The sequence below is a fragment of the Shouchella patagoniensis genome (assembly GCF_002019705.1).
GTDB classification, from domain to species: Bacteria; Bacillota; Bacilli; order Bacillales; family Bacillaceae_D; genus Shouchella; species Shouchella patagoniensis.
This window is the reverse complement of record NZ_KV917377.1, coordinates 1,614,255-1,634,735: the sequence shown is the minus strand read 5'-3', so window position 1 is coordinate 1,634,735 and position 20,481 is coordinate 1,614,255. Positions and strand designations below refer to the sequence as shown.

Sequence of the window (20,481 nt, the reverse complement as noted above, 5' to 3'; positions counted from 1 at the left end):
AGTAAAGGAGTGCATCCAGATGGAAAGAAAGGCTCAAGTCCAGCCGTCGAAAATAAACTTATTTTTTCGTGATTATGGTTGGTGCTATGTGTTTATCACAGTGCCGATACTTGTGTTTCTGTTGTTTACATTTATTCCGGTTATTTATGCGTTCATAATGAGCTTTCAAAATTACCATGTGATGGGTTCAACCTTTATCGGTTTAGATAATTATAAGCAGATGTTAAACGATGAAATATTCTGGCGATCTATGCGAAATACGTTCATTTTCACAGTTGCGACAGTGCCAGTAAGTGTTGCCATTACTCTCGTCTTAGCTGTACTTATCTTCCCACGAGGTAAAAAGATGCAGACATTTTTTAAAGCATCTCTATACTTACCTACCGTAGCTTCAGGTGTTACGATGGCGCTTGTATGGTTTTGGATCTATGATCCGACAAACATGGGGCTTTTAAATATGATTTTAAATTATATCGGAATCGATAATCAAATGTGGCTTGGAAGTAGCAGCACGGCACTATTTGCACTGATATTGATGAGCTGGCTGACAGGACATGGTGCTGGAATTATTTTATATTTGGCAGCACTGGGGGGCATACCACGTTCACTCTATGAAGCAGCTGATATTGATCACGCCAGTTCGTGGTCCCAGTTTCGGAATATTACAATTCCACTCTTGAAACCTACAACGTTGTATTTATTAGTAATGGGTATAATCGGTTCATTTCAAGTATTTATGAGTATCTATTTAATGACTCAAGGTGGGCCAAACTTTGCTACAACAACGATTGCCTATTTAATTTATGTACATGCATTCGAATATTATCAATTTGGGCTTGCAGCAGCAGAGTCGTTTGCGCTTGGAATTGTTATTATTTTGGCTTCAATCTTTCAATTTAAATTGATGTCTAGTGACGTAGAATTTTAGAATATGGGGGGCAAAACAGAATGAGCCAACCAGCAATTAACCATGAAACCCCTTTAAACCGTCGTCCAGAACGGAAAAAGGCGGCTGCCCGAATCATTAGTTACCTTATTTTATTTTTTTGGATTGTTATAACGCTAATACCACTTTACTGGATGTTTGTTATGTCGTTTAAAGATACAGCTGCAACAGCGTCTTTTTCTCCAGAATGGTTTCCAAAACGACCTACGCTTGCGACTTATATTCGTTTTTTTACTGAAACAGATGCGATGCGCTGGCTAGGCAATAGTTTATTCGTATCTTCCGTTTTAACGTTCACGAACGTTCTTTTTTGTTCTTTGGCAGGGTATGCATTTGCTAAACTAAGGTTCCCTGGTCGGAATATGATTTTTTGGATGTTATTAGGAACAATGATGATTCCTGCACAAGTAACTTTAATTCCGGTATATATTATTGTGGTTAATACATTTCAATTGGGTAATACGTACACGGCAATCATGTTGCCGATGTTTGCAACTGTGGGGAATATATTTTTAATGAAGCAATACATGTCCACGTTACCGTCGACACTTATTCAAGCAGCTCGAATAGATGGATGTAGTGAATGGCGTATCTTTTATAAGATCATATTGCCTATTTCGAAGCCTGGCCTTGCTGTCTTGGCAATCTTTACATTTGTTGCTACGTGGAATGAATTTTTCTGGCCGTTTTTAGTAACGCAAACAAGTTCCATGAGGACGATACAAATTGGGCTGGCCAGTTTTAAATTTGCAGAGTCAACTGATTTTGGAGCTATGATGGCTGGATCAGTTGTGGCAGCACTGCCAATGTTTATTTTGTTTTTCTCTTTGCAAAAATACTTCTTGCAAGGCATTACCATTGGGGCTGTGAAAGGATAGGTGAAAAATGGCTACAATCGTTTTTGATCAAATTACTAAAACTTTTTTTGATGGAAAAAAGGGCGGGGCTTTTACGGCCGTAAATAAAGCTAATTTTGAAATCAAAGATAAAGAGTTTCTTGTTTTTGTAGGTCCTTCTGGTTGTGGGAAAACAACCTCTTTACGAATGATTGCTGGGCTTGAAAAACAAACTGAAGGAAATATTTATATTGATGATCAACTTGTGAATCATGTCCATCCAAAAGACAGAGATATTGCAATGGTGTTCCAAGATTATGCATTATACCCCCATATGTCGATTAAACAAAATTTGAGTTTTGGTTTAAAAAACATGAAAACCGAAAAGACTTTGATTGACGACAAAGTCGAGTATGCCACAAAAATTTTAGGATTGGATGAATTATTAGAAAGAAAGCCGCGTGAATTATCAGGAGGACAACGTCAACGCGTGGCAGTAGGGCGAGCGATTGTTCGGGATCCGAAAGTATTTCTTTTTGATGAACCTTTATCGAACCTAGATGCGAAATTACGTGTTCAAATGCGAATCGAATTGGCAGAACTTCATCAGCGTCTTGGTGCAACAATTGTTTACGTTACACACGATCAAGTGGAAGCAATGACACTAGGACAGCGGATTGTGGTTATGAACAAAGGTGAAATTCAGCAAATTGCTTCGCCGCAAGAGCTGTATGCCAAACCAGCTAACATATTTGTAGCGGGCTTTATTGGTTCACCAGCAATGAATTTTCTTCCGGCTAAGGTTGCTTCCGCTAATGAAATACTTATTGGTGATAGGCTCTGGCCAATTCCTAAAGAAATTAAAAAAATGACCGAGGGTTATATTGGAGAAGAAGTTATCTTTGGAATTCGTCCTGAACATATTAAACTTTCTTTAGGAGAAGAAGGAGATCTTGATGTAAATATTAAGGTATTTGAACATCTAGGTGCAGAAAACTTGCTTTATTTCTCTGTAAATGAAAGTGATATTATTGCGAAAATATCAGGTGAATCCTTTGTGCGTCCTGGTGAAAATGTCCGTGTATCCTTTCAAATGGAGAAAATGCATCTTTTTAATAAAAAAACCGAGCAACGGATAGGGTGAGTATATGTTTTCTGTAACATCGATCCTTCGAGTAACAGCAAAAGATATGTATCATTACATTGTCTCCATTATTGCGATAAGCTTGTTCGTTTCTATTTCATTAATACCTTTTGTCTTATTTTTACCATGGCAGTTAGCGATCGTTTATATGCTTGTAGTTGGAGGACCTGTTTTTTTCGGCGCGTCTGTTTGTGTAGAGTCAATGCTCACGAATAAAAAAAGCCCATTAATACTTGAATTCTTAAAAGGAGTAAAGCGACATTATTTTCAGGGTGTAGGGATTGCTTGTGTTTTTGGAGCTTTTGTTCTAATCTTAATTGCTTCTTGGTGGCATTGGTCGGTTGAAGGAACATGGTTTGCTTTCGCAATTGCTTGTTTCCAAACGTATTTTGCAGGGATGATTGCACTTAGTCAGCTGTATACAGTGCCACTCATTATAAAACACCAGTTAACTCTACCAAAAGCGATGATAACGAGTGTAAAGTTACTTCTGGCCAATCCACTTTATACAATGGGTTGCTTTATCCAACTAGCACTGTTTGCTGCACTTCTTACAGTAACAATTGTTGGGAATGCGTTGTTATTGCCAGGAATAGCAGCATTATTCTTTAATCGAATGACGAGCGGGGTAGTTAGCCGTTCTGAACTTATAATGGAAGGGAGAACGGACAATGCCCTTCAAAAAAGCGCTCATATATGAGCGCTTTTTTTGTATGTTTTTCGAACTCACTACATGAATTCTCCATAATATAAAAGAGTTGCTAAAAGATGTAGGAATAATTAACCTCCTTTTTGTTTAAAATGCTAATAAAAGGAGGAGTGCAAATGAGGGATCAAGTGATGCAAGACGGGCGCTTTATGATTGGAGTGCTGTGGGGCACTTTACTGAGTTTGCCAATCTGGATGGGAATTGTAGCCCTTATCTACTGGATTTTCTTTTCCGTGTAGCTTTAACCTAAATGTGGTTGAGGCTATTTTTATTGTTTTAATGAGTGTAATCATGTAAACGATAAGTTTTAAATGAAACAAAGAAATCGAATATAAAAAAGCTAACAAGCCAAATGTGACTGCTAGCTAATTTAGAACACGAATTTTTATAGGAGTGTTTGAGCGCCATCAATAACGATTTCAGTTCCACTTATATGCTTTGCTTTATCAGAGGTTAAGAAGGTAACCATATCCGCTACTTGTTCCGGCGTACCAGGTGGTGTGGGAGAGCGGTCTGTTTCTTTTTTAAACTCTAGTGATTTCAGCTCTGTTTCATGTTTATGTGTACGTTCTCCGATATTTGTTTGAATGGCTCCGGGACATATAACATTAACCCGAATGCCATAATTAGAAAGTTCAAGTGCAGCCATCTTGCCGAAAGCAGCAACTGCTGCTTTCGACGAACTATATGCGGCCATTCCAACATTCGAAAAAACACGGGTACCATTAACTGAGCTTGTAATCACAATGCTTCCACCATTTTCTTTCATAAGTGGAATGGCATATTTTACACTTAAAAATGTGCCTTTTAAATTAATGGACATGGTTTTATCCCAATCTTCTGGTTCAAACGCTTCAATTGATGTAAATATGCCATTAATTCCTGCATTAGCAAAAAGAGTGGTAACAGTTTTTGTTGACATGGCGATGTTAGTAAAGATCTCTTTCATTTGCTCTGGATTAGAGACGTCTCCTTCATAAATTGAGATAAGTTTTTCGCCAAATTCAGCTTGTATTTCTTTTAAATTTCCTTTATTTTGATCAATTAATGCCAAAGATTTACCTTGTTTAGCAAACGCAATTGCAGTTGCGCGACCAATTCCAGATGCTGCACCAGTAATAATGATCATTTCTTGTTTCATACTAAACACCTTCTTATCTATAATTTTGGTATCGCTATAATAACAAAGGAAGTCGCTAAAGCTGAAAATCAAGTAGAAATTAAATTATGTATATTATATTCACTTTTTACTACATAAATAAACAAAAACTCGCTGGAATAACCCAACGAGTGGACATCTTAACTACGCTTTCTTATTTCAAATTGATCAGCAAGTAATAACCAATTCTGAGGGAAGGAAAGTCCTAGCTTCCAATAGCTGATGCCTCGCAGTCGATAGCGCTTGATTAAGTCAAACTTAGCTTGGATTGATCGGCCATCTTCAAACCAAACTTCATGTTCTGCACCATTAGTATCTGTATAAAAGAAAAATGGAGCCTGAGATTGCTCACTATATTGAATTGTCACGTTGTTTTCTCGTGCGACAGAAATTGCTTGTTGAGGGCTTAGCGCTCGAGCATAATCGCCTTCAGGAGTAAAAGGTAACGTCCAATCATATCCATAGAGGTTTTGCCCAAGCATGATTTTTTCAGCAGGTATTTCTGTTAAGGCGTAGACAACTACTTCGGTTACAGGACCAATGGGTGATACTGCAAGAGGTGGTCCACCAGAATAACCCCATTCATAAGTCATAAGTACAACAAAGTCGACAATAGCTCCATGCGCACCATAATCATGTGCCTCATACCATTGTCCTTCTTGGCTCGAACTTGTTTTAGGGGCAAGTGCTGTTGAAACAAGTAATCCTTGCTCGTGCAAACGACCTACTGCTTTCTCAAGAAACTGATTATAAGGTTCTCGCATGGTAGGAGGGAGAAACTCAAAATCAAAATGTACATCCGAGAAACGCCCAACCCGATTGGCTTCCGCGATAATTGAATCTAGAAGTGCGTTTTGCAATTTATCGTTTTCTAAAACGGTTTGCCCTAGTTCTCCGCTAAAAGCACCTTCTTCTAAATTCGTTATAACCATCATTAAAGAAGCTCCAGTTTGATCGGCAATATCTGGTATGCTGTCAAGTGGTACTTGAGCTATGCTACCATCTCTGTTTATTTGATAGCTAAATGGAGCAAGGTAAGTTAAGTATGAGGCTACATTTTGTGCACTTGAGAGAAGTTCTTGACTGACCGTCTCACCCATGGGTTCAATATAAGCGTTTGTCTCAATCTCCATTAGTTGCCCTGGAGGCAAATAAAGACGAAAACCTGGATATAACGTTTGATTTAATGGAATACCATTAATGCGGGCAAGTTCTAGGGCAGGAATGCCATAGCGATTGGCAATGAGAGAGAGAGAGTCACCTGGTTGAACAAAGTAATAGCGTCCATAAATAGGGATAACGAGTGTTTGACCAATGACGAGTTGATCTGGCGCGTCTAATTCATTTGCTTCTATAATCGATTGTGCTGATGTGCTGTATGCCTGGGAAATACCTTGGAGCGTTTCCTCTGGCTGTACAACATGAATTTGCATAGTAAATAACCCCTTTCTTTGACTTTGCATACTTGTAAATAGATATGCAAGAAAAGGGCAATACACAACTCCAGAGTTACGTTTAATTAAAAGTTTTATTGAATGCAATTTAGAGAAAAAATGTGCCTATCTCGGTAGTAGAAAAGATAGGCATGTGAATAAAAAACTAGTTATCCTTTTTTAAAGCTTCTCGTAATTGGGTTCGGACTTCTGCAATTTCATTTTCAAGAGCAGTAAGCTGTTTTACGGCTAATGCAACATTACCACCGGTGGTTTCAATTTTCTCTACGTCACCTTGAATGCGGATGAAATCGCTTTTTAATTCAGCCAATTGAGCTTCAAGTTCTTGAACAGTCTTCATGTAAATCCCTCCTAATCGATGTATTCTGTAAAAACGTATCAAAAATAGAGAGGGATGTACACTTTTAAGGTACAATTGTTAAAAAGGAAGGTGTGAGTGGTATGAAAGCTTTGCTGGTCATTGATTATACAAATGATTTTATTGCTAGTGATGGAGCTTTATCAGTGGGAAAACCAGGACAAATGATAGAAATTCCTTTATTGGAGCGAGTGCATCAATTTCATCAGAATCAAGACTTAATTGTTTATGCAGTAGATGTTCATGAAGAGGGAAATAAACATCATCCAGAGACAGTTTTATACCCACCTCATAATATACGTAACACAAAAGGGAGGGAGCTTTATGGAAAAGTAAAAGAACATTATGAAATGATCAAAAACGAAGATCATGTCATATGGCTTGATAAAACGAGGTACTCAGCATTTGTAGGAACAAACTTGGACTTGTTGTTGCGGGAAAGAGGAGTAACAGACATTCACCTTGTTGGAGATGTAACTGATATATGTGTGCTGCATACAGCTGTGTATGCTTACTCGTTAGGGTACAAACTTACTATATATAAGGATGCTGTCGCAAGCTTCGATAAAAGTGGACATGAATGGGCCTTACGTCATTTTGAAAATGCATTGGGGGCACAAATTATATAAGAAAAAGAGGGACCTTTTTCTTAGGTTCCCTCTTTCTTTAGCATGAACAAATTTTATTTTTTAAATATATCAACCACGAATTGAGACCATGTTTCTAAGCGATCATAGGCTTCTGGTTTAGTTAATTCATCTAATGTCATCCAGCGGCCTGCCAGTTGGTTTGTTTCCTTCACGGATACTTCTGCATCATCTTCTAAGTTAAGAACAGATAAAATACCGATATGGACACGACCGACCTCATTTTCATCATCGTTAATTAAACCGATCGTTTGCATAGATTTTTGCTTGGTAGAATCAAAATAAAGTTCTTCATGTAGTTCCCGCTGTGTATTGGCTTCAAGCATTTCAGAAAAGCTAGACGACAGAATTGCATTCATATGCCCACCAAAACCGATGGAGAGTTTTTGATGTAGACGAGATTCACCTCCGCCTTTTAAACGTTCATATGAATAGATTTCTGAACCTCTACGAATAACGACATATGGAATCGGCTGTTTAAAGGCAATATCTTCCTCTGCGTTGCCACGGCGCATTTCACTAAAATGGCGATTAATGCGATTCATAATGGTTGCGACTTGTTCATGACTGCTGACTACCCCTTGAAAAGTAAGAGATTCATTATGAAAAACATGTTTTCGCGGCGCAACGACAATCATTTCATCCATTTTTCCCAACGTTTGTTTCCCCCTGTCGAAAAAAGCGGTTTTTCTCCGCTTGTCTTAACCTGTTCATTATCGTATACACAGACAAGCAAAGCAAGAGGATTTTAAATTTTGCTTGGTGCTGTCCATAAAAAAAGCAAGAGCAGATGTTAGATCTGCTCTTGAGTCACTTTACCTTCTTCTGTTGGAAAGAAGAAATCATCATCACGTAATGGTTCAACAGTAGCTTTTTTATAGCCATTTCCTTTCATTGAGAAAAAGTCATGGGATTTTGTTTTTGTATTTAAGCCATTTAATACAATTGGATTGATTTCTTCGTCTTCAAAATATGGTTCAAAGGCTAAGTTCATTAGCGCTTTATTCGCATTGTAGCGAATAAATTTCTTCACATCATGTGAAAGTCCAACCGGATCATACAATTCTTCAGTGTAAGCCAATTCGTTTTTATAAAGTTTCTTTAAGAGATCAATAGCATATTCTTGCAGTTCACTTTGTTTTTCTGGAGTTTGTTTGTTATAAATCTCTTGTGCTAACAACCCAATGTATACTCCATGAATTGCTTCGTCTCGAAGAATTAAGTTAATGATCTCACCGCTTTGCATAAGTTTGCCTTGTCCGTAAAAGTAAAGCGGATAATAAAAGCCGCTGTAGAACAAGAAGCTCTCTAGATAGACGGATGCGACCATTGCTTTAAATAGTGAGATTTCATCACCAGATTTAATTGATTTATAAATTGAAACGATTGTATCAGCCTTTTTCTGAAGACGTGGGTTTTCTTTAACCCAATCAAAGACATCATTAATTTCTTCTGTTGTAGCGAGTGTAATAAAAATATTTGAATAAGATTTTGCATGAACAGCGTTTTCCATCATCGCCATAAAATTTAAAACGGCTTTGCGCTGGTGCCCTTGAACATGTTCAGCAACAATCGGCATGCCCGTATTTCCTTGCTCTGTATCAAGAAGAGTTAGGCCAGCGAGCACCTTCATGTACGTGTCTTTTTCAGCAGGTGAAAGGTACTTCCAAGTGAGGAGGTCGCCATTTAAGGCAACTTCCTCTGGAAGCCAAAACTGTTTTACATTTTGGTTATAAAACATTTGTGTAAAATCATCTTCATGTTTGGACCAATTGGCCGCGTCATATACGTGTGTCATAAGCACTCTCCTTATTTGAAATCCGAATGAAACGCTTAGACTACACAAGAAAGGCAGTTATCTTGGCCGGTGTCTTTTGTGCGTGCATAATAAAGCGTTTTGATGCCTTTGTGATGGGCATATAGGTCAATGCGATTCAAGTCGCGTGTTGTCATTGTATCTTTTAGGAACAAAGTAAAACTAATTCCTTGGTCAACATGTTGTTGAATTGTGGCAATCATATCAACAACTTTGAACATGTCCATGTCGTATGCTTCTTTAAAGAAGAACCAGTTTCTTTCATTAAGTCCAGGCATTGGATAATACGTTTTTGAATTGCCATAAGTCCGTTCTTCAATTCGTTCCATAATAGGCATAACACTTGCTGTTGCAGACTGTACATAAGAAATGGATCCTGTTGGGGCAATAGCAAGGCGATAACTATGGTACAAGCCATGTTCAGCAACAAAATCTTTTAATATTGCCCAATCTTCTCTTGTTGGAATAAACATGCCTTCAAATAAAGATCGAACACTCTCGAATTGAGGCGTAAAGTCCGTCTCTAAATACTGTTCAAAGTAAGCTCCGCTTGCGTATGTGCTACCTTCATAACCATAATAAGTTTCACCACGGTCGCGAGCAATTTCAGCAGAACGCTTAATGGAAAAGTAATTCATCGCCATAAAAAAGGTGTTAGCGAAATCACGAGCTTGTTCGCTCTCGTAAGCAAGGTGTTGTTCAGCTAAATAACCATGTAAATTCATTGCTCCAAGTCCGATAGATTTCATCATTTGGTTGCCTCGACGCACGGCTGGTGCATTTGTAATATTGGTTGATTCAGAGACACGTGTTAAGGCATCAGTTGCAATACTGACTGTTTGTTCAAGCGATTTGTTTTTCATGACATTCATAATATTGATGGATCCTAAGTTACAAGAAATATCTAAGCCGACTTCGTCTTCTTGGTCATAATCGGTATAAGTTGATACTTCAGATGCTTGAAGTATTTCAGAGCATAGATTAGAGAATTTTACGTTACTGATATGGTTATTAGCATGAGCCTTATTTACATTGTCAGCGAACATAATATACGGATATCCAGATTCAGAACGAAGAATCGCTAGTTTTTGGAATAAACGGCGTGGGTTAATTTTCTCTTTACGAATTTGTGGATCATCAACCAACTTATCGTACATTTCGTCCATATTCATTTCATCGAGATGTTGTCCATAAGCTTTATATACCGTGTGTGGGTAAAATAAGTACGCATCTCTATCTTCCCGCATAAGCTCCACAAACTTATCTGGAATAACAACACCGATTGATAAGGTTTTAACTCGAACATCATCATCAGCAGATATTTTACGGGTGTCAAGAAAATCATTCACATCCGCATGGAATATATTTAAATATGCAGCACCAGAACCTTGACGTTGCCCCATTTGATCAGCATAACGGAACGCATTATCTAGAAGTTTCATAACACCAACAACGCCTTTTGTTGCATTAGCTACATCTTTTATTGCCTCACCTTTAGCACGAAGTTTAGATAAGTTTAAAGCGACACCACCACCAAGCTTAGATAGCTGCATGGAAATATCGACAGCGCGACTAATGTCGTTTAGTGAATCATTAATTTCAAGTAAGAAGCAAGAAACGAGCTCACCACGACGTTTGCGTCCGGCATTCAAGAATGTTGGTGTGGCAGGTTGAAATTCTTGAGAAATCATCGCTGTCACGAGTTTTTTTGCTTTTTCAACATCACCATTTCCAAAGAATAGAGCAACAATTGCAACTCGATCTTCATAACGTTCGAGAATTTTACTTTTGTCATTCGTTTTAAGCGCATAGTCGTTATAAAACTTAAATGCACTCATAAACGATGGGAAACGAAATTTTTTATTATAAGCAACATTCATCACTTCTTTTATTTCATCCATTGTATAAAGATTAAGTAGCTCTTCTTCGTAATAGTCGTTTTCAATTAAGTAGTCCATTTTTTCTTCAAGATCATGGAAGAAAACAGTGTTTTGATTAATATGGTCAACAAAATAGCTATGTACAGCTTCTTTGTCTTTGTCAAACTGGTAACTCCCGTCTTTCGTTATCATAAGTTCATTATTAAGCTGAACCCACTTTGGCACTTGATTTTGTGTTAACTGTGTCAATGGAATAAACCTCCTGTGCAAATGCATCAACGTCTTTAGACGTTCCGCTAAGCTCAAATTTATGCAGAATGGGTACACTATAAGTGTTTGCGATTGTATCGGCACTTCTTGCAAAGCGGTCTCCCCATATGCGGTTACCGCTTGCTGCTACGCCTTTTAGCCATTCATAGTTGTTTTCTAAAAATGTTCGAGTTTTTGGAGATAAGTCCCCAAATCCTGTTGTATACGTTATTAGAACAAAGGGCTCGTCCACGTAGGTGGAATCATTAATTTGTTCGCAGTCAAAGGGTAACTTTGCAGCAAACCGTTTAACATTCCCTGTTCTGGAATCAAACACAATTTTCATTTTGCCACAACTCCAGTTTCGTTTGCTGTAATTTAAAGCAATGTAGTAATAATACCACATATGGTAGCTAATAAACATCATAAAATCAATATATTGATTTTATCCCCAACCTGTGCACAAATGCAAAAATAGAGGTATTAGCAGGGCTAGTGTTGTGGATAACTAGTGTAAAACGTTTTTTCGACAAAAAAAGGCGTTCCACTAAAAGCAGAACGTCCACTATTATAACGAAATATAGAGAAATGAAAAGGAAATAAACCTATCACGTAAGCTTATGAATCGATAAAAAATTCAAGAAATGCTTCTGCCCAAAGCTCGTGACCAGCTTTACTAGGCCGTCCCTCTTTTAGAAAAGGTTCACGGGCTTGGACGTCTTCAGGCCATGCATCCCAATGGTCAAAGTAATCAACGCCTAATGATTGCGCGTTTTCGTTTAAAGTGTCAATTTGTAATGGATAAAAGCTAGCTTCTCCAATTGGGTTTGTAGGAACTAAAATAATTTCTACTGATGGTAATTCTAGAGTGAGCTGATCAAAAAACGTTTTTAAATTATCAACCGATTGTTGTGGTTGAATGGTAATTGCGGAACTATTATCATTTAAAGTTAATGACTCTGCAATAATAATAGTTGGTTCTTTTTCAACAATTTGTTTAATCCAATGATCGTCCAAATCTTCGGTACTTGTATCATTATCAATAAGAATGACGTCATGATTAATTGTTAACGGGGCAAGCCGGTCATTTGTTTTATCCATCGTAATCTCTGGCCATCCTGGATCATCTTCCATACTAACTAGGGAATGAGATCCAAAAAAAACAACCTTGTGTTCTTTATTAGGGTCCGAACTTAAGAGCGAACCAAGCCATCCATCCGAATAGACCTCAATGTTATCTACAATTCCCTCTTCTTTTTCACTAGCAGTAGTAGATGCACTTCTCGGTTCAGTAGAATCTTTCGCGATTCCAGCTATTTGTTGTTGATAATATAGGCTGCTAAGTATAATACCTGCTATCATAAGGCAGACAAGCAACGGGAAAATTGTTTTTTTCAAAAAAAAGACATCCCTTCCATCAAAATTCTACATACTATTATAGCTATCGTTTTTACACATAGAAAGAGAAAACGAGAAAAATTCTTTATTTTTTATCTATTATGTAGATAATTTAGAGGCATTTAGTTGAATAATCGATTTCTAATTTACTTATCGGTCGCTTTCGGGTAGTATGAAGACCATTCTAAACTGTATTAAAATAAAAAGGGGATCAGTGAATGAAAGAACAAGTAAAGCAAGCAATAAACCCCCATTTGACCATATTGCTTGTTATTAGAAATGAAGAAGCTTATATTACACGTTTACTTGATAAATTACTAAATCAGAAAAAACAAGGCTTTACAATGGAATTAATTGTTGTTGATGGACAATCGTCTGATAAAACGGCATCCATTGTTAAAATGTATAGTGAGAAATATACGGAAGTTCAGTTGCTTGAAAACCAAGGAAGGACATTACCAATTGGTTGGAACCTTGGCATAAAGCATGCAGTTGGTGATTATATCCTCCGGATTGATGGCCATACAACAATTCCTGATAACTTTTTAGAACAGTATGCAACGATTATAAAGGAAAACCCTGAAGCAGATGTCGTCGGAGGGATTATTCATTCGCGTGGTGAGGGGAAGCAAGGTAAAGTAAATGAGTATGTATACTCTCACCCGTTTGGTGTGGGGAATTCAAAATTTAGAACTCTTGAGGGAAGGCACTGGGAAGGATATGTTGATACAGTTCCATACGGAGCATACAAGCGAGAAGTGTTTGATGAAGTGGGTTTATTTGACGAAACATTAAAAAGAAATGAAGACATAGAGTTTCATAAGCGGATGCGTGATGCCGGTAAGACTTTTTTTCTCTCAACGACAATCGCTTCAACTTATTTTGTAAGACCTACTCTTAAGGGATTAATTGATAAATCATTAGGGGATGGAATGTGGAACATTATCGCTAACAGGATTACGCCTGGAGCATTAGGAACACGTCATAAGGCGCCTTTATTTGCTTTTGTAATGGGTCTCATCTTGCTTATATTTGCACTGTTTTCGAATTATGCGGCTATCTGTTTATTCGTAGCTGTAGGTTTATACACTCTTTTGAATGCAATAGCCTCATTTGGTTATGTCAAAAAGGAAGGGATCCGTTACTGGCCACTTTGTATGCTAACTTTTTTCATACTACATTTTTTTCGAGGATTTGGTTCGTTTAAAGCTTTCTTCACTGCAGTTTATTGGAAGAAAGCGAGGGGATAATAGTAGTACTTGTAAAGCTCTTTCTTTTTGAAAGAGCTTTTTTTGTGAAAAATGATGTAACAATTTAGAGAGCTGTGAATTTTTCACTTAAGTTCAAGGTACTCAAAGACTTTCTTTAAGTCTTATGATAAAATGATCGTTAGATTGAAACACTATGAAACTAGGAGTCATGCTCATGCCAAATATGATCCCAAATCGAACGGCGCGTGGTTTAACGATGATCGTCGATTTGTTAATAATTATTCTTTCTTACGGTCTCGCATTCTTAATATTCCAAGAGCAGATGACTCCAAAAAACTACGATGCTTTTGGATCGGTATTGCCATGGATTTTAGTCATTAGCGTGTTGTTTCTCGGGATTTACGAATTAGATCGTCTTATCCAATATGATATATGGGATATTATTAGGAAGCTTGCTATTTCAGTGACTTTTATTTTGTTGCTGACAATGACAGTCTCTTTCTTCTTTCGAGAATTCGCGATGCCACGCTCAGTTTTGTTAGCTGCTCATTTTATTGCTTTTGTACTACTATTTGTGTGGAAATCGGCTTATACAAAGTACAGTCAACTTTCACGCAAAGGGAAAGTCATGTTTATCGGTACGGAAAAAGAGTTTGAAGAAATGGAACATAGTCTTGCCTCATTTTTATCAAAAAGTAGCTACGTAAGGTGGTATAACAAACGCGAATCTTTAGCCCAGCTTAAAGTACAAATCAATCAATACAATGTTGTTTTTTTTGGATCAGAGCTTGAAGAAGAAAAAAAAGATCGATTAATGTTCCATGCCATGAAAAAAAAGAAATTGGTTTATGTTGTTCCAAAAGTAAATGACATGCTATTAATGAATACTTCTGTTACAACCATGGATGATACGATGGTCATGCAAGTAAAACCTTTTACGCTAACGCTTACTCAGCTTTTAGTGAAGCGGGTTGTAGATATTGCTGCATCGATTCTCATGCTTATCGCTACAATGCCTGTTATGCTAATTGCTGCAATCGGTATAAAGTTAGAAGATCGTGGACCTGTATTCTTTAAGCAAGAACGCATTGGTAAGAATCATCAACCGTTTAACATATTAAAGTTTCGCTCGATGGTTATTGATGCTGAATCAAAAACAGGACCAACATTAGCGAAGTCAGGTGATACAAGAATTACAAAAATGGGGCGTTTCATCCGTAAAACTAGAATTGATGAATTGCCTCAGCTGTTAAATGTATTAAAAGGAGATATGTCGTTAGTTGGTCCTAGACCAGAGAGGGATTTCTTCGCAGAGAAATTTCAAAGAGAAAACAAATGGTTTAATTACCGTCATGCAGTTAAACCTGGTATTACTGGTTATGCACAAGTGATGGGGAAATATACGACAAACGCAGATAAAAAGTTGAAATTTGATCTTCATTATATTCGAAACTATTCTTTTTGGTTGGATTGTACAATATTAATGCAAACGATACTTGTTGTCATTAATAAGGCAAAATCAGAAGGAGAAGAAGCGCCTAAGAAGAATAATAAAAAAGTTTCCTACCTTACACGGAAACAGGAAAGTCATTAATAGAGATTCCTTCCCCACATACAGTTACTGTAATGTGGGGATGTCTGTTTGTTTGCAAAGGGGTTACTTGTAGAAATGATAAAACGATTAAAAAAGATAAATGTCGTACGGAAAATGTCAGCAACAGCCTTCTTTTTAGCTTCAAAATTACCGGTTCGAAAAAAACTAGTTATGTTTGAGAGTTTTTCGGGAAAACAATATAGTTGTAACCCTAGGGCAATTTATGAGTACATGAGAGAGAACTATGCCGAATATGACCTTGTTTGGAGTGTTAATAAAAAGCATCAAACAAAATTCAAAGAAAATGGCATCCCTTACGTGGAACGATTAAGTGTAAAATGGTTTATATTAATGGCAAGATCAGCATATTGGGTGACGAATAGCAGGATGCCTAATTGGATTAAGAAGCCTAGACACACAACATACGTACAGACCTGGCATGGAACCCCATTGAAAAAATTAGTTTCTGATATGGATGAAGTACGGATGCCTGGAACAACAAAAGAAAAATACGTAGAGAACTTTCATAGAGAAGCGTCGAACTGGGATTATTTGATTTCACCTAATTCGTATTCTACAACTATCTTTAAGCGTGCATTTAAATATTCTAATCGCATTTTGGAGACGGGATACCCTAGAAACGATATGCTTGTATTAGGTAATAATGAAGAGACAATTAATAATATTAAGCGGAAATTTAATATTCCAAGTGAGAAGAAGGTATTGCTTTACGCCCCAACATGGAGGGATCATCACAACAAAGGTCCTGGTTCTTATCATTTTAATATGCAACTCGATATAGATGCGTTTAAACATGCTTTTTCGGATGAATATGTGCTCCTATTGCGGATGCATTCTTTTATAAGTGATAAGCTCGCCATTGAAGAGAACGAGTTTGTGAAAGATGTATCTGCTTATTATGATATCAATGAGCTTTACTTAATTTCCGATATATTGATTACTGATTATTCATCTGTCTTTTTTGATTATGCCATTTTAAATAGACCAATTTTGTTTTTTGCATACGATTTAGATGAGTATCGAGATGATATTAGAGGCTTTTATTTTCAACTGGAGAAGCAGGCTCCAGGTCCTGTAGTTAAAACAACAACGGAATTAATTGAAGCAATAAAAGAAATGAAACAAGTTGAAGGCGATTCGTTTTCTGCGTTCTCATCGCAATTTTGCTCATTAGAAGATGGTCAAGCAACGAAACGAGTTGTGGACGAGTTATTTGGAGAGAGCAAAGGAGTGGTACGCTAGAGATGGAGAAGCGACTTGCTGCGACTTGGTTTGATACGAAAGAGATTACTCGATTACGTGAAAAATCTCAAGCCTACAGTTCAAAGGAAGACTTGTGGTCTTGGTATGTACTACGACGGTTATCAATTTTTGTTACGATCTTATTCATGAAATTACGCTTAAGTCCGAATAGCATTAGTTGGATGAGTGCCTTATTCGTTGTTTTTTCTGGCTTTTGGCTGCTTCAAGCAACACCAATTTCTTTTATACTTGCCTTCTTTTGTTATAATATTGGTTATTTGCTTGATTGTGTTGACGGTGAGGTAGCAAGGTTAACAGGTAAAACATCTAAAAAAGGATACTTTATTGATTTGCTCATTCAAGGAGCAACATTGCCTGTATTTTTGGCTATGCCCTTTGCGTTACTAGTCTTGTGGGATAGGTTATTGCTTAGCCCTCTCGAACTTGGAGTACTTTATCTAGTTATCACACTTGTGATTATGGCTTTGTTTGTACCGATTGCTTACCAATTGACAAACGCAAACCAGGTAAACGAAAGAGATCCAGTAAATAAAATACGTACAAAGTCATTTGTTTTTGAGCTAGCGGGTGTGTTGCTTGGTTTGCCAGGGTTCTTTTTGGTACTGTTCTTATTAACATTAGGAACATTCATTACAGGTTTCTTTATTCAACCTCTATATATAGTTATTTTCCTTTTAATTATGGTATTAAAAGTAGCTCTACGATTGGTGATAACGGTACGTAGTTTTTAAGAAATGTCCAAGAAATTACAAAATGATTCGTATGGAAATATGCTATACTGACTCTGATGAAAAATTATAGTAGACCGCTTGAATATAGATGAAAATGGTAAATAAATTAGGAGGGAAATTCGTTGAAAAAGGTAATTACGTATGGAACGTTTGATTTACTTCACTGGGGACACATCAATTTATTAAAGAGGGCAAAAGATCTAGGTGATTATTTAATCGTGGCGATCTCATCAGATCAATTTAATGCAATAAAAGAAAAAGAAGCATACCACAGCTTTGAAAACCGCAAAATGATTCTGGAAGCAATTCGTTATGTAGACGAAGTGATTGCTGAAGACAACTGGGAACAAAAAGTTGAGGACGTACAAAAGCATGGTATTGATGTGTTTGTTATGGGAGATGATTGGGATGGAAAATTTGATTTTCTAACCGAATACTGTGATGTGGTTTATCTGCCTCGGACAGAAGGAATTTCTACGACAAAGATCAAAACAGAATTGTTTGAGGCGAATCAATAAATGTAAACCAGCGTTTAAACGCTGGTTTTTATTTGGAATAAGGAAAATAGAGAAAATGTTAAACGTAATATGTTCTGTATAGCCAAATAGGAGTGAAGATGATTATGCAAAAAATATCAATCCTTATAACTGTTTATAACAAACAGGATTATATAAAGAGATGTTTGGAATCTTTAAACAATCAAGATTATGAAAATAAAGAGATTATTATTATAGATAATGGTTCTACTGATCAGAGCTTAGAGCTTATTAAGGAAACAAAAAGTCAATTGGCACTTAGAGCAGAGGTTATTGCTTTAGAAGAAAATCGAGGCGTTGCTTACGCAAGGAACTTTGGTTTAAAACAGGCTAATGGTGAATATGTTCTTTTTTTAGACGGTGATGATTATTTAGTAAACAACTCCCTTCTTTTTATCGCTTCTTTAATGGAATTAAGTGATGCACCTATTTTAATGACTAGAATGCAAAAATCTAACCGCGTAAAACCCATTACGATTTATAATGCAAGTACATTTAATTGGAAAGAAACAAAGAGAAAAAAGGCATTAAAAAGAATGTCAGTAGCTGGTGTGTTGTATAGTAATGCTTTTTTAAAAGAGAACCAACTTACTTTTAATGACGATTTTCACTACTATACAGATTTTGATTTTATGATTAATACGTTAAAAAGAGCAGAGAATGTGACTTATCTAAAGTTTCCACTCTATATTAAGGGAGAATGTTACGATCCAATTGAGCGTCCCTCTTTAAGTATAGAACCTTTTAAGAATAAGTTTAATGAATGGGTTGATTTTATTTCTCACCAGCAAGCTAATTTAAAAGAAGAAACGGACTTTTGGTTAAAAGAATATATAACGAAATGGTTTTTAAGAACTTATTTTAAGGAATGGGCAAAGGAAGAAAATAGAGACTTATTTAAAGCTAATTTTGAAGAGCTTCAACAGAAATTAGAAAAAGTAGATGACCAATATATTGAAAATAGTGGAAGATTAGGACTGCGACAAATTAGAGCTCATTTGAGTGGTGATATAATTAAAACAGAACAATGGCTTAACAAAAGAGTCAATATAGCTAATTGGAAAGCAGGGTTAAAAAACAAAAAAAAGCTGAACCAGCAGATAGCAAACACTTTATTCAGTAAAATAAAAACACGGAAAAATCGGGTACTCTTCGAAAGCTTCGGTGGAAAATCTTATGCATGTAGCCCAAGGGCAATATATGAAGAGATGTATAATGAGAAAGGTAAAGAATTTGAATATATATGGGCTTTTTCCGAGCCCTCTGATAAGACCATTCCGGGTCCAGCAAAAAAAGTAAAGCGATTAAGTTTAAAATATTATTATTATGCAGCAACATCTAAATTCTGGGTTATGAATGCGAGAAAAGAAAAAACACTTGATAAAAGAAAAGAAACTGTTTATTTGCAAACCTGGCATGGTACTCCTTTAAAAAGATTAGCGGCAGATATGAAGGAAGTGAAAATGCCGGGTACTTCTACAGCAACTTATAAACAAAATTTTTATAACGAAACTCAAGATTGGGATTATCTAGTTTCACCGAATGATTATTCTACAGAGATATTTAAGCGTGCCTTCCATTTTGAAAAAAAGATGCTTGATGTTGGGTACCCGAGGAATGACTTATTTTACAATCCTTCAAAGAACAATAGTGAGTATCAAGAAAAGTTGAAAGTGTCTCTTGGCTTACCCAAAAATAAAAAAATAATTTTGTATGCTCCTACATGGAGAGACGATGAATTTATTGAACGGGGTAAATATAAGTTTGATGTGAAGCTGGATTTATTTGATATGAGGAATAAATTAGGTGATGAATACGTAATTTTGCTTCGTATGCATTATTTAATTGCAGATGATTTAAATGTAGATGGGTTGGAAGGCTTTGTGTATAACCTATCACACTATGATGATATCTCAGAACTGTATTTGATTTCAGACTTGCTTATTACTGATTATTCTTCAGTTTTCTTTGATTATGCTAACTTGAAGAGACCAATCATTTTTTACACGTATGATTTGGATAATTATCGAGATGACTTACGTGGTTTTTATATTGATTTTGAACAAGAAGCACCAGGACCATTGCTAAGAACATCAGATGAAGTGATTAAAGCGATTCAAGACATTGAAGCCATAAAAGAATCTTATAAACAGCGGGTAGATGATTTTTATACAAAGTTTTGCCATTTGGATGATGGTACAGCTTCAAGAAAAATTATTGATCAAGTGATAAGAAGTAACAGATAAATTATTCTCTGAATAATAGAGTGCTTTCAAAAGCTGTAATTGAATGAAGTGTAGTAAGCTCTATATATGACATGTTTGGAGCTAATTATGGCCAGAACCTAATAAAATAAATAACAATAAATACCCACACAAAAGTTGTATTGTAAACTTCCGGTGTGGGTATTTATTGTTTAAATGGGTAATTATGAAAGATTTAAGTAAAGTTAATGAAATCCTGCAAATGCTGTTTATTTTTATACCAAAAGGGAAGTAGAATGAAAGTAATATACGCGTGACTTATAGG

General features: G+C 36.5%; 20 protein-coding genes. 12 read left to right on the top strand and 8 right to left on the bottom strand.

The genetic code is table 11. The features are described from left to right. Positions 1–19 precede the first annotated feature (19 nt). From BK584_RS08810 to BK584_RS25330, 5 genes are all read left to right on the top strand, one after another. Positions 20–928 carry a carbohydrate ABC transporter permease gene (locus BK584_RS08810; protein ID WP_078392262.1) on the top strand — a complete coding sequence of 303 codons (909 nt, stop codon included), beginning with the start codon at positions 20–22 and terminating at the stop codon, positions 926–928. Positions 929–948: 20 nt separating this feature from the next. After that, entirely contained in the window at positions 949–1,824 is an 876-nt protein-coding gene (locus tag BK584_RS08805) for a carbohydrate ABC transporter permease (RefSeq protein WP_078392261.1), read from the top strand. A gap of 7 nt (positions 1,825–1,831) precedes the next feature. Continuing rightward, entirely contained in the window at positions 1,832–2,926 is a 1,095-nt protein-coding gene (locus BK584_RS08800; RefSeq protein ID WP_078392260.1) for an ABC transporter ATP-binding protein, read from the top strand. A gap of 4 nt (positions 2,927–2,930) precedes the next feature. Next, on the top strand, positions 2,931–3,626 hold the full coding sequence (locus BK584_RS08795; protein WP_078392259.1) for a hypothetical protein: 696 nt from the start codon (positions 2,931–2,933) through the stop codon (positions 3,624–3,626). Positions 3,627–3,751: 125 nt separating this feature from the next. Then, positions 3,752–3,874 carry a hypothetical protein gene (locus BK584_RS25330; protein ID WP_281255740.1) on the top strand — a complete coding sequence of 41 codons (123 nt, stop codon included), beginning with the start codon at positions 3,752–3,754 and terminating at the stop codon, positions 3,872–3,874. A gap of 146 nt (positions 3,875–4,020) precedes the next feature. Here BK584_RS25330 and BK584_RS08790 read toward each other — a convergent pair whose 3' ends face one another. From BK584_RS08790 to BK584_RS08780, 3 genes are all read right to left on the bottom strand, one after another. After that, positions 4,021–4,776, bottom strand: a complete 756-nt coding sequence (locus BK584_RS08790) for an SDR family oxidoreductase (RefSeq protein WP_078392258.1) — start codon at positions 4,774–4,776, stop codon at positions 4,021–4,023. Between the two features lie 158 nt (positions 4,777–4,934). Further along, positions 4,935–6,227: a glycoside hydrolase family 18 protein gene (locus BK584_RS08785; protein WP_078392257.1), complete on the bottom strand. Its 1,293-nt coding sequence runs from the start codon at positions 6,225–6,227 to the stop codon at positions 4,935–4,937. A 166-nt stretch (positions 6,228–6,393) separates the two neighbouring features. Then, positions 6,394–6,588, bottom strand: a complete 195-nt coding sequence (locus tag BK584_RS08780) for an SE1832 family protein (protein ID WP_078392256.1) — start codon at positions 6,586–6,588, stop codon at positions 6,394–6,396. A gap of 101 nt (positions 6,589–6,689) precedes the next feature. Here BK584_RS08780 and BK584_RS08775 point away from each other — a divergent pair, with 101 nt between their 5' ends. Next, positions 6,690–7,235 (top strand): cysteine hydrolase family protein, encoded by a 546-nt coding sequence (locus BK584_RS08775; RefSeq protein ID WP_078392255.1) that lies wholly within the window; start codon positions 6,690–6,692, stop codon positions 7,233–7,235. A gap of 53 nt (positions 7,236–7,288) precedes the next feature. Here BK584_RS08775 and BK584_RS08770 read toward each other — a convergent pair whose 3' ends face one another. From BK584_RS08770 to BK584_RS08750, 5 genes are all read right to left on the bottom strand, one after another. Then, positions 7,289–7,909, bottom strand: coding sequence for a hypothetical protein (locus BK584_RS08770; protein WP_078392254.1), 621 nt, complete (start codon positions 7,907–7,909; stop codon positions 7,289–7,291). 137 nt (positions 7,910–8,046) lie between these two features. Continuing rightward, on the bottom strand, positions 8,047–9,051 hold the full coding sequence (nrdF, locus tag BK584_RS08765; RefSeq protein WP_078392253.1) for a class 1b ribonucleoside-diphosphate reductase subunit beta: 1,005 nt from the start codon (positions 9,049–9,051) through the stop codon (positions 8,047–8,049). 35 nt (positions 9,052–9,086) lie between these two features. Further along, positions 9,087–11,225 (bottom strand): class 1b ribonucleoside-diphosphate reductase subunit alpha, encoded by a 2,139-nt coding sequence (nrdE, locus tag BK584_RS08760; RefSeq protein WP_078392252.1) that lies wholly within the window; start codon positions 11,223–11,225, stop codon positions 9,087–9,089. Further along, positions 11,152–11,544 carry a class Ib ribonucleoside-diphosphate reductase assembly flavoprotein NrdI gene (gene nrdI, locus BK584_RS08755; RefSeq protein ID WP_078392251.1) on the bottom strand — a complete coding sequence of 131 codons (393 nt, stop codon included), beginning with the start codon at positions 11,542–11,544 and terminating at the stop codon, positions 11,152–11,154. The genes nrdE and nrdI overlap by 74 nt, the downstream gene beginning before the upstream one ends. A 272-nt stretch (positions 11,545–11,816) precedes the next feature. After that, entirely contained in the window at positions 11,817–12,596 is a 780-nt protein-coding gene (locus BK584_RS08750) for an SGNH/GDSL hydrolase family protein (RefSeq protein ID WP_078392250.1), read from the bottom strand. 218 nt (positions 12,597–12,814) lie between these two features. On the opposite strand from BK584_RS08750, the gene BK584_RS08745 reads away from it, so the two are divergent. The 6 genes from BK584_RS08745 to BK584_RS08720 all read left to right on the top strand — a co-directional run bounded on the left by BK584_RS08745 (position 12,815) and on the right by BK584_RS08720 (position 20,198). Further along, on the top strand, positions 12,815–13,846 hold the full coding sequence (locus BK584_RS08745) for a glycosyltransferase family 2 protein (RefSeq protein WP_078392249.1): 1,032 nt from the start codon (positions 12,815–12,817) through the stop codon (positions 13,844–13,846). Positions 13,847–14,021: 175 nt separating this feature from the next. Next, the gene (locus BK584_RS08740; RefSeq protein WP_245808819.1) at positions 14,022–15,401 is read left to right on the top strand and encodes a sugar transferase; all 1,380 of its coding nucleotides are present in this window, start codon (positions 14,022–14,024) and stop codon (positions 15,399–15,401) included. Positions 15,402–15,476: 75 nt separating this feature from the next. Then, positions 15,477–16,664, top strand: coding sequence for a CDP-glycerol glycerophosphotransferase family protein (locus BK584_RS08735; RefSeq protein WP_078395484.1), 1,188 nt, complete (start codon positions 15,477–15,479; stop codon positions 16,662–16,664). Positions 16,665–16,666: 2 nt separating this feature from the next. Further along, positions 16,667–17,416, top strand: coding sequence for a CDP-alcohol phosphatidyltransferase family protein (locus BK584_RS08730; RefSeq protein WP_078392248.1), 750 nt, complete (start codon positions 16,667–16,669; stop codon positions 17,414–17,416). Between the two features lie 122 nt (positions 17,417–17,538). Then, on the top strand, positions 17,539–17,934 hold the full coding sequence (tagD, locus tag BK584_RS08725; RefSeq protein ID WP_078392247.1) for a glycerol-3-phosphate cytidylyltransferase: 396 nt from the start codon (positions 17,539–17,541) through the stop codon (positions 17,932–17,934). 104 nt (positions 17,935–18,038) lie between these two features. Next, the gene (locus BK584_RS08720; protein ID WP_169871146.1) at positions 18,039–20,198 is read left to right on the top strand and encodes a bifunctional glycosyltransferase/CDP-glycerol:glycerophosphate glycerophosphotransferase; all 2,160 of its coding nucleotides are present in this window, start codon (positions 18,039–18,041) and stop codon (positions 20,196–20,198) included. Positions 20,199–20,481 lie beyond the last annotated feature (283 nt).

What these genes read in the sequence shown, in the direction of transcription:
- BK584_RS08730 (WP_078392248.1), top strand. Translation starts at nt 16,667, where the DNA reads ATGGAGAAGCGACTTGCTGCGACTTGGTTTGATACGAAAGAGATTACT.
- BK584_RS08785 (WP_078392257.1), bottom strand. Translation starts at nt 6,227, where the DNA reads ATGCAAATTCATGTTGTACAGCCAGAGGAAACGCTCCAAGGTATTTCC.
- BK584_RS25330 (WP_281255740.1), top strand. Translation starts at nt 3,752, where the DNA reads ATGAGGGATCAAGTGATGCAAGACGGGCGCTTTATGATTGGAGTGCTG.
- BK584_RS08810 (WP_078392262.1), top strand. Translation starts at nt 20, where the DNA reads ATGGAAAGAAAGGCTCAAGTCCAGCCGTCGAAAATAAACTTATTTTTT.
- BK584_RS08800 (WP_078392260.1), top strand. Translation starts at nt 1,832, where the DNA reads ATGGCTACAATCGTTTTTGATCAAATTACTAAAACTTTTTTTGATGGA.
- BK584_RS08735 (WP_078395484.1), top strand. Translation starts at nt 15,477, where the DNA reads ATGATAAAACGATTAAAAAAGATAAATGTCGTACGGAAAATGTCAGCA.
- BK584_RS08780 (WP_078392256.1), bottom strand. Translation starts at nt 6,588, where the DNA reads ATGAAGACTGTTCAAGAACTTGAAGCTCAATTGGCTGAATTAAAAAGC.
- BK584_RS08740 (WP_245808819.1), top strand. Translation starts at nt 14,022, where the DNA reads ATGCCAAATATGATCCCAAATCGAACGGCGCGTGGTTTAACGATGATC.
- BK584_RS08790 (WP_078392258.1), bottom strand. Translation starts at nt 4,776, where the DNA reads ATGAAACAAGAAATGATCATTATTACTGGTGCAGCATCTGGAATTGGT.
- BK584_RS08745 (WP_078392249.1), top strand. Translation starts at nt 12,815, where the DNA reads ATGAAAGAACAAGTAAAGCAAGCAATAAACCCCCATTTGACCATATTG.
- nrdE (WP_078392252.1), bottom strand. Translation starts at nt 11,225, where the DNA reads ATGCATTTGCACAGGAGGTTTATTCCATTGACACAGTTAACACAAAAT.
- BK584_RS08720 (WP_169871146.1), top strand. Translation starts at nt 18,039, where the DNA reads ATGCAAAAAATATCAATCCTTATAACTGTTTATAACAAACAGGATTAT.
- nrdI (WP_078392251.1), bottom strand. Translation starts at nt 11,544, where the DNA reads ATGAAAATTGTGTTTGATTCCAGAACAGGGAATGTTAAACGGTTTGCT.
- BK584_RS08795 (WP_078392259.1), top strand. Translation starts at nt 2,931, where the DNA reads ATGTTTTCTGTAACATCGATCCTTCGAGTAACAGCAAAAGATATGTAT.
- nrdF (WP_078392253.1), bottom strand. Translation starts at nt 9,051, where the DNA reads ATGACACACGTATATGACGCGGCCAATTGGTCCAAACATGAAGATGAT.
- BK584_RS08805 (WP_078392261.1), top strand. Translation starts at nt 949, where the DNA reads ATGAGCCAACCAGCAATTAACCATGAAACCCCTTTAAACCGTCGTCCA.
- BK584_RS08775 (WP_078392255.1), top strand. Translation starts at nt 6,690, where the DNA reads ATGAAAGCTTTGCTGGTCATTGATTATACAAATGATTTTATTGCTAGT.